Source organism: Paraburkholderia sediminicola (assembly GCF_902859805.1).
Classification (GTDB): domain Bacteria; phylum Pseudomonadota; class Gammaproteobacteria; order Burkholderiales; family Burkholderiaceae; genus Paraburkholderia; species Paraburkholderia sediminicola.
In genome coordinates this window covers 38,899-53,114 of the sequence record NZ_CADIKC010000012.1, presented here as the reverse complement: position 1 = coordinate 53,114, position 14,216 = coordinate 38,899, and the positions used below count along the sequence as shown (strand labels likewise).

The window sequence follows — 14,216 nt, the reverse complement described above, 5'->3', positions numbered from 1 at the left end:
GGCAAAAAATCACAACGTATGTGACCGGTCACCGCTCGAAAACGCCTGCAGCGTGTCATCCAGCCCGCGCGAAAACGCGATCACCTTGAACAGTTCACCCATCTCCGCCTCGGACAACAACTTCTGGACCGCATTCGCCGCAGGCAAAAACTTCGCCGTGTCCGAAGGATCGAGCGCCGATAACGTCTCGGTAATCCCCGCGTTCAACAGGAAGCGCGCTTGCGAAGTGAACCCCAACAAATCCGCGCCAGCCTCGACACCGGCTTCGGCGATGCCGGTAAATTCCACGTGCGCAGTAATGTCCTGCAATCCCGGATAAACGAACGGATCACCATGCGCCCGGTGCCGGTAATGGCACATCAACGTGCCCTGCGCTCGCTGCTCATGGTAGTACTCGTGGCGCGGAAAACCATAATCGATGAAGAACGCCGCGCCACGCGCAAGCATCGTGCAAATGGTCCGCGTGAATGCACGGGCGGCGTCGTGCGTTTCGGTGACGTAGTCGTCGCCGGCAGTTTCGATCTCAGCCAGAAGCGCAATGTCCGCAGCCTCCGATACCAGACGGTCATCGAACGCAAAGGCCTCGTCGCGCCACGTCACGCCGCGTTCGTGCCAGGCGCCACCGGTATACGCGAACAGCCGCACCGGCATCGCGTCCAATACCTCGTTGCCGATCACCACGCCTTCGAATTGCTCCGGCAACGCGTCCAGCCAGCGCACCTTCGCGGCCAGCGCCGGTGCGGCGGCTTCGATGGTCTCGCGTTGGCGTTCGCGCAACTCACCCGACAAGTCCACGATCGAGTAGCTGTCGAATTCGACGCCCAGCGCGTCGAGCGCATTCAGCAAGCCGGCGGCCAGTTTGCCCGTGCCGGCGCCGAATTCCATCAGATCGCGCGTGCCGCTCGCCTCCAGGGCCTCGGCGAGCGGGCGCGCCAGCGTCGCGGCGAAGAGGGGCGACATTTCCGGCGCCGTGACGAAGTCGCTGCCGTCGTCGCCGCGCAGGCCGAATTTGCGGGCGCCGCCGCTGTAATAGCCGAGTCCCGGCGCGTAAAGCGCGCGCTCCATGTAGCGGTCGAATGGCAGCCAGCCGCCTGCCGCTTCGAGCTCCGCGCGGGCCTGTGCGACCAGCGCTTCGGACTGCGCAAGCGCGCTCGGGCCGGGAGCAGGTAAACTATCGGGTTGGTGAGCTTTCGGATTCATCCCCGCATTGTAAATGACCGCCCCTATGGACAACGCCGCCGCCCGCGCGCCTGAAACGCCGCGCATCGTGCTGATTACCGGCGCCGCCCGCCGCATCGGGCGCTCGCTCGCACTCGGCTTCGCCGCGCGTGGCTGGGACGTGGCGGTCCACTACGGCGCGTCGCGGGAGCAGGCTGACGAAGTGGTTGCGGAAATCGTCGCCCTGGGCCGCCGGGCGGTGGCTTTGCACGCGGAATTGGGCGACGAAGCTCAAGTTGCGCAGCTTCTGCCCGCCTGTATGGCCGCGCTGGGGCGCCCGTCGTGTATTGTCAACAATGCCTCGCGCTTCGAGGAAGACACAGCTCAGAACGTCGGTTATGACCTTCTGCTGAAGCTGACCGCGATGAATCTCGGCGCGCCGCTCGTGCTGGCGCGTATGCTGTTCGAGGCCACGCCGGAAGCCGCGCGCACTGATGAAAGCCAGCGCGGCGTGGTCATCAATGTGCTGGACCAGAAGCTGTACAACATGAATCCGGACTACCTGTCCTACACGCTGTCGAAGGCAGCGTTGCAGACAGCGACGGTTGCGCTGGCGCAGGCCCTGGCGCCGAAAGTGCGCGTGGTCGGGCTTGCCCCTGGTCTGACGATGCAATCCGGCGATCAAACGCCGGCCGGTTTTGAAGAAGCTCACCGAGCCACGCCTTTGGGCCGCGCGTCGCGGCCGGAGGATATTGTCGCCGCCGCGCTGTATCTCGCCGATGCAGCGGGCGTCACCGGAACGACGCTGGTGGTCGACGGCGGGCAGCACCTCGTGCCGCTGCCGCGCGACGTTATGTTTTTGACGGGTGCCTGAAGCGCCCACTTGAGTGCTTCGCACTCTTTTTTCGACTGGAACGAACATGTTTGCCGCTCTTTCGCATCCCCGGCTCGCCGATTGCCGCCGGCTCTTTCTGCGCAACTACGAAGTGCACATCAACATCGGCGTGCACGACTTCGAAAAGCGCGGCGAACAGCGCGTCGTGATCAACGTCGAACTGTTCGTGCCGCTCGCGCTGTCCACGCCGGTTCAGGACAAATTGAACGAAGTCGTCGATTACGATTTCATGCGCTCGACCATCGCGCGCCGCGTCGACCAAGGTCACATCCACCTGCAGGAAACGCTCTGCGATGACCTCGTCAAGGCGCTCCTCGATCATCCGCAGGTGCGCGCCGTGTGCGTGTCGACCGAAAAGCCGGACGTTTATCCCGACTGTGACGCTGTGGGCGTCGAAGTCTTCCGTATCAAAGAGGATTGAGCCATGAATGCTCAGGAAATCCTGAACGACACCGCGGCCGCAGGGGCCGCACAAGCTGCGCAGGCCTCAGCGGTCAAAGCGCCGCTGACGCGCCGCGAGCAGAAAGAAGCCTACGAGAACAACAAGCTGTTCAAGCGGCTCGCGCGCCAGGTCGGTGAAGCGATCGGCGACTTCAACATGATCGAGGAAGGCGACAAGGTGATGGTGTGCCTGTCGGGCGGCAAGGACAGCTACGCGATGCTCGAAATCCTGATGCGGCTGCGCGAACGCGCGCCGATCAACTTCGACATCGTGGCCGTGAATCTCGACCAGAAGCAGCCGGGCTTTCCGGAGCACGTGCTCCCCGAATACCTGAAGCAGCTCGACATTCCGTTTCACATCGAGAACCAGGACACCTATAGCATCGTCAAGCGGCTGGTGCCGGAAGGCAAAACCACCTGCTCGCTGTGTTCGCGCCTGCGTCGCGGCATTCTGTATCGCGTGGCGGGCGAGCTCGGTGCGACCAAGATCGCGCTCGGCCATCATCGCGACGACATTCTGCAAACGCTGCTGCTGAACATGTTCTACGGCGGCAAGCTGAAGGGCATGCCGCCCAAGCTGCAATCGGACGACGGCAAGAATATCGTGATCCGCCCGCTCGCCTACGTGAAGGAAACCGATCTGGAAAAGTACGCGGAGCTGCGCGAATTCCCGATCATTCCGTGCAACCTGTGCGGCAGTCAGCCGAACCTGAAACGCGCGGAAATGAAGGCGCTGATCCGCGATTGGGAGAAGCGCTTCCCGGGCCGCATTGAGAACATGTTCAACGCGTTGTCGAACATCGTGCCGTCGCACCTGATGGATCACAAGCTGTTCCCGTTTGCAGGCCTGCGCGCAAGTGGCGAGGCCGATCCGCAAGGCGATATCGCGTTCGACGAAGAACCGTGTTCGACCGATTCCGGCGAGGGCGCAACCTTCAACGGATCGAAGCCGATCTCGATCGTTCAGTTCGACGATATGTAAGCGGCGGAAATACGCGAAAAACGTGCGGAAAACCTACGGGAAGCGTGCGATTTCGCGCACTTCTGCCCGTTGTAAGGCCGCGTGAGCGGCCTTATTCGTTATGGCCTGCATGTTAGAATCGTCGGCTCCAAACTTGTCTGATTGCCGACGCCATGAACATCGTGATTTTGGCGGCAGGCACCGGTAAGCGCATGCGGTCCGCGCTTCCCAAGGTGCTCCATCCCCTGGCCGGCCGGCCGCTCCTCGCTCATGTCATCGACACTGCTCGTGCGCTCAAGCCCACGCATCTGGTCGTGGTGGTCGGTCATGGCGCCGAAGCCGTGCGCCAGGCGGTCGCCGCACCGGATGTCCAGTTCGCCGCTCAGGAGCAGCAACTCGGCACGGGCCACGCGGTGCAACAGGCGCTGCCGCTGCTCGATCCGTCCGAACCCACATTGGTGCTGTACGGCGACGTGCCGCTCACGCGCGCCAGCACGCTGCAGGCGCTGACCGATCGCGCGGGCCGAGGCGGCTACGGCGTTCTCACCGTCACGCTCGACGACCCCAGTGGTTACGGCCGCATCGTGCGCGATCAGCACGGCAAGGTGTCGCGCATCGTCGAACAGAAAGACGCAACGCCCGAGCAGCTCAAGATTGCCGAGATCAACACCGGCATCATCGTCGCGCCGACCGAGCGCCTGGGCGGCTGGCTCGCTGCGTTGAAAAACGACAACGCGCAAGGCGAGTTCTACCTGACCGACGCGGTCGAGATGGCGATCGAAGCCGGACTCGAAGTCGTCACCACCCAGCCTGACGAAGAATGGGAAACGCTCGGCGTGAATAGCAAGCAGCAGCTTGCCGAACTCGAACGGATTCATCAGCACAATGTTGCCGAGACGTTGCTGGTGGCCGGCGTGACGCTTGCCGATCCGGCTCGAATCGACGTGCGCGGCACGCTGGAATGCGGCCGCGACGTCTCGATCGACGTGAACTGCGTATTCGAAGGCCGCGTCACGCTGGCGGACAACGTCACGGTCGGGCCGAACTGCGTGATTCGCAATGCGACGATCGGCGCCGGTACGCGCGTCGACGCGTTCACGCATATCGAAGGCGCCGAAGTCGGTGCAAACGTCGTGCTTGGCCCTTATGCGCGGCTGCGTCCGGGCACATCGTTGCAGGATGAGTCGCACGTCGGCAACTTCGTCGAGGTGAAGAACTCGGTGCTCGGTCATGGCTCGAAGGCGAACCATCTGACCTATATCGGCGATGCGGATGTCGGGGCGCGCGTGAATATCGGCGCGGGTACCATCACCTGTAACTACGACGGCGCGAACAAATTCCGCACGATCATTGAAGACGACGTGTTCGTCGGTTCGGACACGCAACTCGTTGCGCCCGTGCGTGTAAAGCGCGGCGTGACGATCGCGGCGGGCACCACGGTCTGGAAGGATGTCGAGGAAGACATGCTGGTCCTGAACGATAAGACTCAAACAAGCAAGCCGGGCTATGTACGCCCGACCAAGAAGAAAAGTTGATGGGCGTGACGCGCGCTTGAAGCGCGCTCCCTGAAACCCAGCACTGAAAAGGAATAAGCCATGTGTGGCATTGTCGGCGCAGTTGCGCAACGAAACATCGTTCCCGTCCTGATTGAAGGACTGCGTCGTCTCGAGTATCGCGGCTACGATTCGTGCGGCGTCGCGGTACTCGGTAATGACGGACCGCGTCGTGCGCGCAGCGTCGCGCGCGTGGCGGATCTGGACGAGCAGGTGAAGGAGAGCCACCTCGAAGGCATCACGGGTATCGCGCATACGCGCTGGGCGACACACGGCGCGCCGGTGACCGACAACGCCCACCCGATCTTCTCGAAAGACGCGCTTGCGTTGGTACACAACGGCATCATCGAGAACTACGAGTCGCTGCGTGAAATGCTGCGGGGCAAGGGTTATGTGTTTGTCTCGCAGACTGACACAGAGGTTATCGCTCACCTGATTCATAGCCTGTATCGCGGCGATCTGTTTGCCGCGGTGCGCGAAGCGGTCGGGCAATTGCACGGCGCGTACGCGATCGCGGTGCTGCACAAGGATCAGCCGCATACGGTGGTCGGCGCGCGGCAGGGTTCGCCGCTGGTGGTGGGGCTCGGCAACGGTGAGAACTTCCTCGCTTCGGATGCGCTGGCGCTTGCCGGCAGCACCGAACGTTTCATCTTCCTCGAGGAAGGGGACGTCTGCGAACTGTCGCTCGAGGGCGTGCGTATCACCGATCGTGACGGTTATGACGCGCAGCGCGAAGTGCGCCAGGTCGCGGCGTATGGCGGCGCGGTCGAACTCGGCCCGTATCGCCACTTCATGCAGAAGGAAATTTTCGAGCAGCCGCGTGCGATTACAGACACGATTCCCCAAGGCGATTCGTTCGACGCGGCACTATTCGGCGAGGGCGCCGGCAAGGTGTTCGCCGACATCGACAATCTGCTGATTCTCGCGTGCGGCACGAGCTACTATTCGGGTTTGACCGCGAAGTACTGGCTCGAGTCGGTCGCGAAGATCCCGACTCAGGTCGAGATTGCCAGCGAGTATCGCTATCGCGAGTCGGTGCCGAATCCGAAGTCGCTGGTGGTGGTGATCTCGCAGTCGGGCGAAACGGCCGATACGCTGGCGGCGCTCAAGCACGCGCAGTCGCTGGGGCATAAACATACGCTGGCGGTGTGCAATGTCGGCACGAGCGCGATGGTGCGCCAGACCGAATTGTCGTTCCTGACCCACGCGGGTCGCGAGATCGGTGTGGCGTCGACCAAGGCCTTCACGACGCAACTGGTTGCGCTGTTCGTGCTCGCCGCGACGCTTGGGAAGCTGCGTGGGCAGGTGAGTGCGGAACAGGAAGCCGTGTATCTGAAGCAGTTGCGCCACTTGCCTGCGGCGTTGAATAGCGTGCTGGCGCTGGAGCCGCAGATCATCGCGTGGTCGGAAGAGTTTTCGCGCAAGGAACATGCGTTGTTCCTCGGGCGCGGCCTGCATTACCCGATCGCGCTCGAAGGTGCGCTGAAGCTCAAGGAGATTTCCTATATCCACGCGGAAGCGTATCCGGCCGGCGAACTGAAGCACGGGCCGCTGGCACTCGTGACTGAAGCGATGCCGGTGGTGACGGTGGCGCCGAATGACGCGTTGCTGGAGAAGCTGAAGTCGAACATCCAGGAAGTGCGTGCGCGGGGTGGCGAGCTTTATGTGTTCGCGGATGCGGATACGAAAATCGTCAATGACGAAGGCCTGCACGTGATCCGGATGCCGGAGCACTATGGCTTGCTGTCACCGATTCTGCACGTGGTGCCGTTGCAGTTGCTGGCGTATCACACGGCTTGTGCGCGAGGCACGGATGTGGATAAGCCGCGGAACCTGGCGAAGTCGGTGACGGTGGAGTGAGGGTGATAGGCTAGCTATCACCAGATTCACGCGGAAACGCTAAAAAATGGCCGCCTGAGGGCGGCCTTTTTTTTGCCACAACAGCGCATCTCACTTCCTCACCACCTCCACCGCAGCCGCCGACACAAACTCCGCACGCACACTGTCCCCGACTTTCAACTGATCGAGCGGGATACTCTCCGCCGCCCTCAGTACCTGCTGATGCTTCGGCCCACGCAGCGTCACCAGCCGGCTTTTGCGGTCGATCTTCATTACCGTCGCGACAACCTGCACTCTATGCGCCGACGATGCGTACCCCGCTGAAGCCGGTATCGCCACCGTCGTCTCAATGCGTTCACGCACGCCTTTGGTCGTCACCTTGTCGACTTGAAGCAGCAGCGCCTGCTGGTACGCAACGTTCAGCTTGTCGCCGACCCGCAGTTTCCTGACGTCGGCCACGCGGGGATTGACGTCGACATCCGCAAGATTGCCGTGCCGGCCGCGCAGCGTGACGCTGTTGGTGGCCGGATAGATCGCTACGACACGAACCTGGGCATGAACGACCTCAGCTTTCCCTAACGCGGTCTGACCGGCATCGGCGTCTGATGTCTGAGCGAAGCCGGATTGACAGAAAACGGCCATCAGCACAACCGCACTTCTCATGACCGCAGCCGGTGAGCCGATTTTGCGCAGACGAGGCATCCGTTGCTCCCGAAGTGATCACCTCAATTGGCGATCCCGTGTGACTAACCCAAGCAACTCGTCTAACGGACCAACGCCCAACCCCCACGCGCCCGCGCTTACAACTCCGGATGTGCCAGGTCGCTAGTCACGATGTGCTCGCCATACACCTGCGCCGCCGCGACGGCTTCCAGCTTGGTCGCGTAAGGCCCGAGTTCCGGCGCGCCGTCGAACGGGAACAGCACGCGGCCGTCGGTGGTTCGAACCACTTTCAACACGCCGAAAAAACGCCGGTAGCCAGCGAGTTTCGACGTCGCCGACACTTCGAAATCGTCCTCCGACGTCGCGGGGACGCTGGGAATGAATACGGTCTTGCTCATACCTGAAAACATCTCTTGTTCAATGGGCCGACGCCTGCTGAAAAGGTCAAGGCGCGCCCGGTTGTCCCGGGAAGACATTCACCGGCGGCCTTCATTGTCTCAAATCCCGGCGCATCGAGCCGGATGCCGGATCGGCAGGCCGCTCAGCCGGTCAGGCGCCAGCGTCGCTGATCACCGCAACCACCCCGGCAGCCCGCCCGCAACATCAAGCCCCTTTGACCGCCGCCTCATGCTCGGCCGCCAGCGCAACATCCCGCTCGCTCACCTTCACGAAGCTCGGCCGCGAGCAGATGCGCTGGGTGTACTCGAGCACGACCGGCGTCTCGGGCACCAGCTTGAACATCATCCCCCAATGCAGCGCGATGCCCCACAAAATATCAGCGGCCGACATCTTGTCCCCGAGCAAATAGGGCGACGCCTGGAGCTGGCTCGTCACAGTCCCGAGCATCGAATCGAAATCGCCGTAGGGCGACGTGGCGAGCGGCGCCGGTTCGCGCTTCATCGCCTTGTCGACCAACCCCGGTTCGTAGCAGGCCGCGTAGTACACCAGCCAGCGCAGATACGGCCCGCGCGACGGATCGTCGAGCGCCGGCGCAAGACCCGCTTCGGGAAACAGATCGGCCAGATAGATAAAGATGGCGACCTGTTCGGTGATCAGCGCATCGCCGTGAAGAATCGCCGGCACTTTGCCGAGCGGATTGATCGCGAGATACGGTGCCTTGCGCTGCTCGCCGGCCTTCATGTTCAGCACCTTCAGCTGATACGGCGCGCCGAGTTCCTCAAGCAGCGTGAGTGCGCTGACGGAGCGGCATTGCGGTGAGTGGAACAGCGTGATCGTGCGGTCGGTGGTCATGGCGGAGCCTTCTGGGTGAGCGTCTCGTTGGAAAGCCAGCGTCCATCGGGCGCCGGATGTCTTCATCCTAAGCGCCCATACCTGTCAGTTTGTGTCAGGTATGACTACACTTGTCGGTATGCGAGCCAGCCGCCTCCTTTCCATCCTGATGACCTTGCAAGCGCGCGGACGCGTGACCGCGCAGTCGCTTGCCGACGAATGCGCGGTCTCCCTGCGCACGATCTATCGCGACATCGACGCCTTGAGCGCCGCAGGCGTCCCCGTCCAGAGCGAACGGGGTGCGGAAGGTGGCTATCGTCTGCTTGACGGATACCGCACGCGTCTGAACGGGCTGTCGTCGCAGGAAGCGGAGGCATTGTTCCTCGCCGGCTTGCCGGGGCCGGTGCAGGCACTTGGGCTCGGCGCCGTCATGGCCGGCGCGCAAACCAAGTTGCTCGCCGCGTTGCCGGTCGAATTGCGTTCGACCGCGGAGCGCATGCGCTCGCGTTTTCACCTCGACGCTCCGGGCTGGTTTTCCGATGCGGACCAGCCGGTGAATTTGCCGTTGATCGCGAGCGCAGTGTGGGAACAGCATCCGCTGCAGATTCGCTATCAGAGCTGGAAGGCCGAAAAATTCCGACGGATCGAACCGCTCGGCATCGTGCTGAAAAGCGGCGCGTGGTACGTCGTTGGTCGGGTCGGCGCAGACACTCGCATCTACCGCATTTCGCGCATTCTCGAATTAAGCATGCTGGACGAGACTTTCGAACGGCCACCCGCCTTCGATTTGGCAACCTACTGGCAAGACAGCACACAACGTCTGTCCGAAGAGATGCATGCGAGCGAGGCAACGTTGCGCCTGTCGCCATGGGGCATGCAGATGCTCGAAGCCTTCACGTCGCCGTTCGCACGCTCAGCCGCGAAGATCGGCGAGCCGGACCCGTCCGACGGCTGGTGCACGGTCACGTTGCCGGTCGGTTCGATAAGACAGGCATGTGCGGAGTTGCTGCGCTTCGGCGCCGAGGCCGACGTACTGGCGCCGCCGGAATTGCGTGCCCGTTTCGCGGAGGTGGCGGCAGCTTTGCACCGCCGCTACGCGCAATGAAGCGCTTCGATTCACAGCCGGCATAGCGACGTTTATACGTGGCGTTAGATGACCGACATATTGCAAACGTGTGGCGTGATTCACGTCGCCGTCATACGTGCTGCCTAAAGTTTGCCCGCGAATAAAACTCCAATCCCCAAGGGCAAAACATGTCACAACGCAGCTGGTTGCGTGCTTTCTTCATGGCCGTTTGTGCGGCCTTAATTGGCGTTATCGTCGCCGCGTGCGGCTCGTCATCCTCGTCGCTCAATGTGAGCGGGCAGCAACAGATCCGTCACGTCTTCGTCATCACGCTTGAAAACGAAAACTACGCGACCACCTTCGGCGCGAACAGCAAGGCGCCGTATCTGTCTCAGACGCTGGCATCGCAAGGCGCGATGGTGCAGCAGTACTACGGCACGGGGCACGTGAGCCTCGACAACTACATCTCGATGATCAGCGGCCAGGCGCCGACGCCGGAAACGGACAACGACTGCATCACCTACCAGGACTACAAGCTCACCGGCACGACGTCAGACGGTCAGGCGATCGGTTCGGGCTGCGTGTATCCGGCCAGTATCAAGACGCTGCCGGACCAGTTGAAGGCCGCTGGCTTCACCTGGAAGGGCTACGAAGGCGACATGGGCAACGACCCGACGCGTGAAGCCGCCACATGCGGCCATCCGACGCTCAATACGACCGACCTGACCCAATCGGCCGAAGCGCCGAGCGCGGCCGTGCCGCTGGGCGATCAGTACGCGACGCGTCACAACCCGTTCATGTACTTTCACTCGATCATCGATTCGTCGGACTGCGGCCAGAACGTCGTGAACCTGAACAGGTTGACGACCGATCTGCAATCGATCTCGACCACCGCCAACTTCAACCTGATTACGCCGAACCTGTGCGACGACGGTCACGACGCGCCGTGCGTGAACGGCCAGCCGGGCGGACTGACGAGCGCTAACACGTTCCTGCAGAAGTGGGTGCCGATTATCACCGCCTCGCCGGCGTTCCAGAAGGACGGTCTGTTGATCATCAACTTCGACGAAAGCAGCTACGCGACAGTGACACAATCAGCATCGGGCGAGGATCTGATCTTCTCCGGCGCGACCTGCTGCAGCCAGCAACCAGGCCCGAATCTGCCGGCGTTCCCGCAGACCTCGTCACTGACGTATAAGGGCTTGACGATCAACCTGACCAAGCAGAGTTTCGGCGGCGACCAGACCGGCGCGGTGATGATCTCGAAGTTCATCAAACCGGGCACGGTGTCGACGGTGCAGTACAACCACTACTCGATGCTCAAGAGCATTGAAGACATCTTCCAGCTGGATCATCTGGGCTACGCGGGGCAGGCCGGTCTGGTCGGGTTCGGCAACGACATCTTCACGAACCTGTAAGCGACTCGATGCTGTCTTTTGCAACGCGATTCACCGTGCGCACTGCCGCGCGATTGGCGGCGCTCGTTGCGCTGGCCGGTGCCGCATTGCTGCCGTTTGGGGCAGCGGCGGCGTCTGCGGCCGCCGCGGCATCCGCGGCGGCAACGCCGAACGATACGAAGCCCGTCTACAGCGACGCCGCGGCGCTCGGCAAGCTGATGTTCTTCGATGCGTCGTTGTCGGCGTCGGGCAAGATGTCCTGCGCGAGCTGTCACAGCCCGTCGCACGCGTACGGCCCGCCCAACGGGCTGGCCGCGCAACTGGGTGGGCCCGACATGCGCTCGCAAGGCACGCGCGCCGTGCCGAGTCTGCGCTACGTGCTGAACCGCACGCCGATGTGGAGTCATGCGCAGGCGGCCAGCATGTCCGAGCGCCTGAGCGAGACGGATAACGCGCCGGTGGGCGGCTTCGGTTGGGACGGGCGCTTTAACCGTCTGCAGGATCAGGCGAGTTTCCCGCTGTTCAATCCGGACGAGATGGCCAACAAGGATCCGGCGGCGATGCTGGCAAAGCTGGAGCACGCACCCTATGCGGCGCGCTTCAAGGAAGTGTTCGGTCAGAACATTTTCCTCGACCCCACCAAGGCGTTCGCGCAGGCGATGTATGCCATCGAGCGCTTCGAACTCGAAGACCCAAGCTTTCACCCGTACACCAGCAAGTTCGATTACTACCTAGATGGCAAATTGCAACTAACGGATCAGGAGTTGAGAGGCAAAAAACTGTTCGACAATCCGACGGGGGGCAATTGCGCCTCCTGCCACATCGATCAATCGGGTGCCGACGGCTCTCATCCGCTTTTCACCGACTTCAACTTCCAGGCGCTCGGCGTGCCGCGTAATCCGGAGCTGCGTGCGAACGCCGACCCCAAGTACTTCGATATGGGTTTATGTGGGCCGCTACGCACCGATCAGTCGAGCGACAGGAGCAACTGTGGACTTTTCAAATCGGTCTCGCTGCGTAACACGGCGACGCGGCACGTGTTCTTCCACAACGGCCGCTTCCACACGCTGAAGGACGCGCTGCGTTTCTACGTGCAGCGCGATACGAATCCTGCGAAGTGGTATCCGAAAGACGCGCACGGCAAGGTCGATAAATTCGACGACCTGCCGGTTGCTTTGCGCGTGAACGTCGACACGACCGACGAGCCGCTCACGCGCAAAACCGGCGAGCGCCCCGTGTGGTCAGAACGGGATATCGACGACGTCGCCGCTTTCCTCGCGACGCTGAACGACGACTACGTACTCAAACCGAAGCAGTCGAAGTAGCAGGGGCGAACGCACCAGCAGGCGACATTTCGTCAGACGAATTTTGGCCGTTTGGTGCCTCTTTTGGGGGCAGAGCTATAATGCGCAAATCCCCTTTCTTTTCCGTCCTCCGTTATGAGCCGGTTACTTTGCCTGATCGTGCTTTCGCTCGGCCTGATGCAAACCGCAACGGCCGACGAAAACAATGACCGCATGTCCGCGTATCTGACGCAGAAATTCGGTCTGGCAAAGGAAAAGGCTCAAAAGATTTCGGACGCGGTGCAGTCCGCCGCTTCGAAATACTCCCTGCCGCCGGCACTGCTGCTGGCGATCATCTCGATCGAATCCCGCTTCAAGGAAAAAGCCAAGGGCGCCAACGGCGCGACCGGGCTGATGCAAGTGGTGCCGGGCGCCCATCGGGGGATGCTGAGGAACGTCAAGGACCTCACCGAGCCGACCACCAACATCGAAGTGGGATCGGCGATCCTGTACGGCTACATGCGTTCGGCCAACGGCGACATGAACGCCGCGCTCAAGAGTTACGGCGGATCGCAGGCGTACGCGAAGAAGGTGAGCTTGCGCGTCGAAGATTTCGCCGACGTCGCCGGAGCGCAGAACATCGCGTCGCATGCGGGCGCACAAGCCAGCATGTGCGAAGCCGACCGTTGCCCGACGCCGGACAATTGGGCCGACGCTTTTACGATACCGGCGGACAACGCCGCAGTGGCGCTGCCAGGCGCATCGCCCGTCATGCCGCACTGAGCGGCAGCTCCGTCGTACTTTTCCTCTTTGACATACTCCCGCGCCTGAAGGCGTGGAATTGAGCCGTCACGCTGTGTCAGGCGGCGCAGCGCTGCGTACTTTTTACGCACACCTTGGCAACCGCTCTACAATGCATTCCCATTCGAGCTCACGCTGCGCCTCTTCCGATCGATCATGTTCTCCTCGTTTTCCAAAGCCACTGCCGCCGCGCTTCTAGGCCTGTTGACACTTGCCGCTTGCAGCAGCACCCCGCAACCGAAATTCCAGCAGGAATTGTTCGAAACGGGCGCCAGCCCTTACGCCCGGAATTTCAATTCGAGCGTCACGGATACCTGTGAGGCCGCACGTCGCGCACTACTGAGTCAGGGCTATCTGACGACGCTGACGCGCACCGATACCGTCGACGGAACGAAAAATTTCCAGCCGACCGGCGATACGCACATCGTCGTCGAGTTTCACGTGGTGTGTACGCCGGGTGAAGAGGCGAGCGATACGAGCATCGTCTACGTCAATGCTGTGCAGAACGGCTTTGCGCTGAAGAAAAGCGATACGTCGGCGAGCGTCGGGTTGAGCGTGCTGGGTTCGCTGTCGCTGCCGATCCGCTCGAACAACGATGCGATGGTCAAGATTTCAAGCGAGACCATCCCGTCGGGCAAGTTTTACGATCGTTTCTTCGGCCTCGTCGATCACTATCTGCAAACGGTGGTGCGCACGCAGCCGGTTGTGAACAACCGGATCGAAACGCGCCTGTTGCCGGTACCGGTCGAAGCAACGGTTCCCGCGCCGCTTCCCGACATGCCTGATGCGATCGACAAGGCTGCTGCCGTGCAACCTGCAAGCGGACCGAGCGTAGCGCCTTGATGTAGGGGAGCGGCCGATCAGGAACTGATCAGCCTTTGATCTCATCACGCAGCGGTACTTATCCTATGTCTTTTACTTCATACGTA

At 61.9% G+C, this 14,216-nt stretch carries 14 protein-coding genes; 10 read left to right on the top strand and 4 right to left on the bottom strand.

Features of this window, described 5'->3' with window-relative positions:
- Positions 1 to 9 precede the first annotated feature (9 nt).
- Positions 10 to 1,200 carry a class I SAM-dependent methyltransferase gene (locus tag R8871_RS31485; RefSeq protein WP_175053956.1) on the bottom strand — a complete coding sequence of 397 codons (1,191 nt, stop codon included), beginning with the start codon at positions 1,198 to 1,200 and terminating at the stop codon, positions 10 to 12.
- A gap of 13 nt (positions 1,201 to 1,213) precedes the next feature.
- Here R8871_RS31485 and R8871_RS31480 point away from each other — a divergent pair, with 13 nt between their 5' ends.
- The 5 genes from R8871_RS31480 (at position 1,214) to glmS (ending at position 6,868) form a co-directional block, all read left to right on the top strand.
- Positions 1,214 to 2,032: an SDR family oxidoreductase gene (locus R8871_RS31480; RefSeq protein WP_175053955.1), complete on the top strand. Its 819-nt coding sequence runs from the start codon at positions 1,214 to 1,216 to the stop codon at positions 2,030 to 2,032.
- 46 nt (positions 2,033 to 2,078) lie between these two features.
- Positions 2,079 to 2,474 (top strand): dihydroneopterin aldolase, encoded by a 396-nt coding sequence (locus tag R8871_RS31475; protein ID WP_093641011.1) that lies wholly within the window; start codon positions 2,079 to 2,081, stop codon positions 2,472 to 2,474.
- Positions 2,475 to 2,477: 3 nt separating this feature from the next.
- A complete protein-coding gene (gene ttcA / locus R8871_RS31470; protein ID WP_175053954.1) occupies positions 2,478 to 3,476 on the top strand; it encodes a tRNA 2-thiocytidine(32) synthetase TtcA in 999 nt (332 codons plus the stop codon).
- Positions 3,477 to 3,628: 152 nt separating this feature from the next.
- Positions 3,629 to 4,990: a bifunctional UDP-N-acetylglucosamine diphosphorylase/glucosamine-1-phosphate N-acetyltransferase GlmU gene (glmU, locus tag R8871_RS31465; protein WP_175053953.1), complete on the top strand. Its 1,362-nt coding sequence runs from the start codon at positions 3,629 to 3,631 to the stop codon at positions 4,988 to 4,990.
- Positions 4,991 to 5,050: 60 nt separating this feature from the next.
- Positions 5,051 to 6,868: a glutamine--fructose-6-phosphate transaminase (isomerizing) gene (glmS, locus tag R8871_RS31460; RefSeq protein WP_175053952.1), complete on the top strand. Its 1,818-nt coding sequence runs from the start codon at positions 5,051 to 5,053 to the stop codon at positions 6,866 to 6,868.
- Between the two features lie 90 nt (positions 6,869 to 6,958).
- Here the strand turns inward: glmS and R8871_RS31455 are convergent, their stop codons facing one another.
- From R8871_RS31455 to R8871_RS31445, 3 genes are all read right to left on the bottom strand, one after another.
- A complete protein-coding gene (locus tag R8871_RS31455; RefSeq protein WP_246287897.1) occupies positions 6,959 to 7,510 on the bottom strand; it encodes a copper-binding protein in 552 nt (183 codons plus the stop codon).
- Between the two features lie 137 nt (positions 7,511 to 7,647).
- Positions 7,648 to 7,908, bottom strand: coding sequence for a DUF6723 family protein (locus R8871_RS31450; RefSeq protein WP_175053950.1), 261 nt, complete (start codon positions 7,906 to 7,908; stop codon positions 7,648 to 7,650).
- A gap of 205 nt (positions 7,909 to 8,113) precedes the next feature.
- Positions 8,114 to 8,761 (bottom strand): glutathione S-transferase family protein, encoded by a 648-nt coding sequence (locus R8871_RS31445; RefSeq protein ID WP_175053949.1) that lies wholly within the window; start codon positions 8,759 to 8,761, stop codon positions 8,114 to 8,116.
- A gap of 100 nt (positions 8,762 to 8,861) precedes the next feature.
- Between R8871_RS31445 and R8871_RS31440 the strand changes: the two genes are divergently transcribed.
- From R8871_RS31440 to R8871_RS31420, 5 genes are all read left to right on the top strand, one after another.
- On the top strand, positions 8,862 to 9,845 hold the full coding sequence (locus tag R8871_RS31440) for a helix-turn-helix transcriptional regulator (protein WP_246287896.1): 984 nt from the start codon (positions 8,862 to 8,864) through the stop codon (positions 9,843 to 9,845).
- 149 nt (positions 9,846 to 9,994) lie between these two features.
- Positions 9,995 to 11,224 carry an alkaline phosphatase family protein gene (locus tag R8871_RS31435; protein ID WP_175053948.1) on the top strand — a complete coding sequence of 410 codons (1,230 nt, stop codon included), beginning with the start codon at positions 9,995 to 9,997 and terminating at the stop codon, positions 11,222 to 11,224.
- Between the two features lie 8 nt (positions 11,225 to 11,232).
- Complete coding sequence (locus R8871_RS31430; protein ID WP_175053947.1) at positions 11,233 to 12,528, top strand: cytochrome-c peroxidase; 1,296 nt, start codon at positions 11,233 to 11,235, stop codon at positions 12,526 to 12,528.
- A 114-nt stretch (positions 12,529 to 12,642) separates the two neighbouring features.
- Positions 12,643 to 13,269: a lytic transglycosylase domain-containing protein gene (locus tag R8871_RS31425; RefSeq protein ID WP_175053946.1), complete on the top strand. Its 627-nt coding sequence runs from the start codon at positions 12,643 to 12,645 to the stop codon at positions 13,267 to 13,269.
- A gap of 174 nt (positions 13,270 to 13,443) precedes the next feature.
- Entirely contained in the window at positions 13,444 to 14,130 is a 687-nt protein-coding gene (locus R8871_RS31420; protein WP_175053945.1) for a DUF2242 domain-containing protein, read from the top strand.
- Positions 14,131 to 14,216 lie beyond the last annotated feature (86 nt).

Bases quoted from the DNA above. Each gene is read 5' to 3' on its own strand.
- R8871_RS31485 (WP_175053956.1), bottom strand. From the start codon at position 1,200: ATGAATCCGAAAGCTCACCAACCCGATAGTTTACCTGCTCCCGGCCCG.
- R8871_RS31480 (WP_175053955.1), top strand. From the start codon at position 1,214: ATGACCGCCCCTATGGACAACGCCGCCGCCCGCGCGCCTGAAACGCCG.
- R8871_RS31475 (WP_093641011.1), top strand. From the start codon at position 2,079: ATGTTTGCCGCTCTTTCGCATCCCCGGCTCGCCGATTGCCGCCGGCTC.
- ttcA (WP_175053954.1), top strand. From the start codon at position 2,478: ATGAATGCTCAGGAAATCCTGAACGACACCGCGGCCGCAGGGGCCGCA.
- glmU (WP_175053953.1), top strand. From the start codon at position 3,629: ATGAACATCGTGATTTTGGCGGCAGGCACCGGTAAGCGCATGCGGTCC.
- glmS (WP_175053952.1), top strand. From the start codon at position 5,051: ATGTGTGGCATTGTCGGCGCAGTTGCGCAACGAAACATCGTTCCCGTC.
- R8871_RS31455 (WP_246287897.1), bottom strand. From the start codon at position 7,510: ATGAGAAGTGCGGTTGTGCTGATGGCCGTTTTCTGTCAATCCGGCTTC.
- R8871_RS31450 (WP_175053950.1), bottom strand. From the start codon at position 7,908: ATGAGCAAGACCGTATTCATTCCCAGCGTCCCCGCGACGTCGGAGGAC.
- R8871_RS31445 (WP_175053949.1), bottom strand. From the start codon at position 8,761: ATGACCACCGACCGCACGATCACGCTGTTCCACTCACCGCAATGCCGC.
- R8871_RS31440 (WP_246287896.1), top strand. From the start codon at position 8,862: ATGACTACACTTGTCGGTATGCGAGCCAGCCGCCTCCTTTCCATCCTG.
- R8871_RS31435 (WP_175053948.1), top strand. From the start codon at position 9,995: ATGTCACAACGCAGCTGGTTGCGTGCTTTCTTCATGGCCGTTTGTGCG.
- R8871_RS31430 (WP_175053947.1), top strand. From the start codon at position 11,233: ATGCTGTCTTTTGCAACGCGATTCACCGTGCGCACTGCCGCGCGATTG.
- R8871_RS31425 (WP_175053946.1), top strand. From the start codon at position 12,643: ATGAGCCGGTTACTTTGCCTGATCGTGCTTTCGCTCGGCCTGATGCAA.
- R8871_RS31420 (WP_175053945.1), top strand. From the start codon at position 13,444: ATGTTCTCCTCGTTTTCCAAAGCCACTGCCGCCGCGCTTCTAGGCCTG.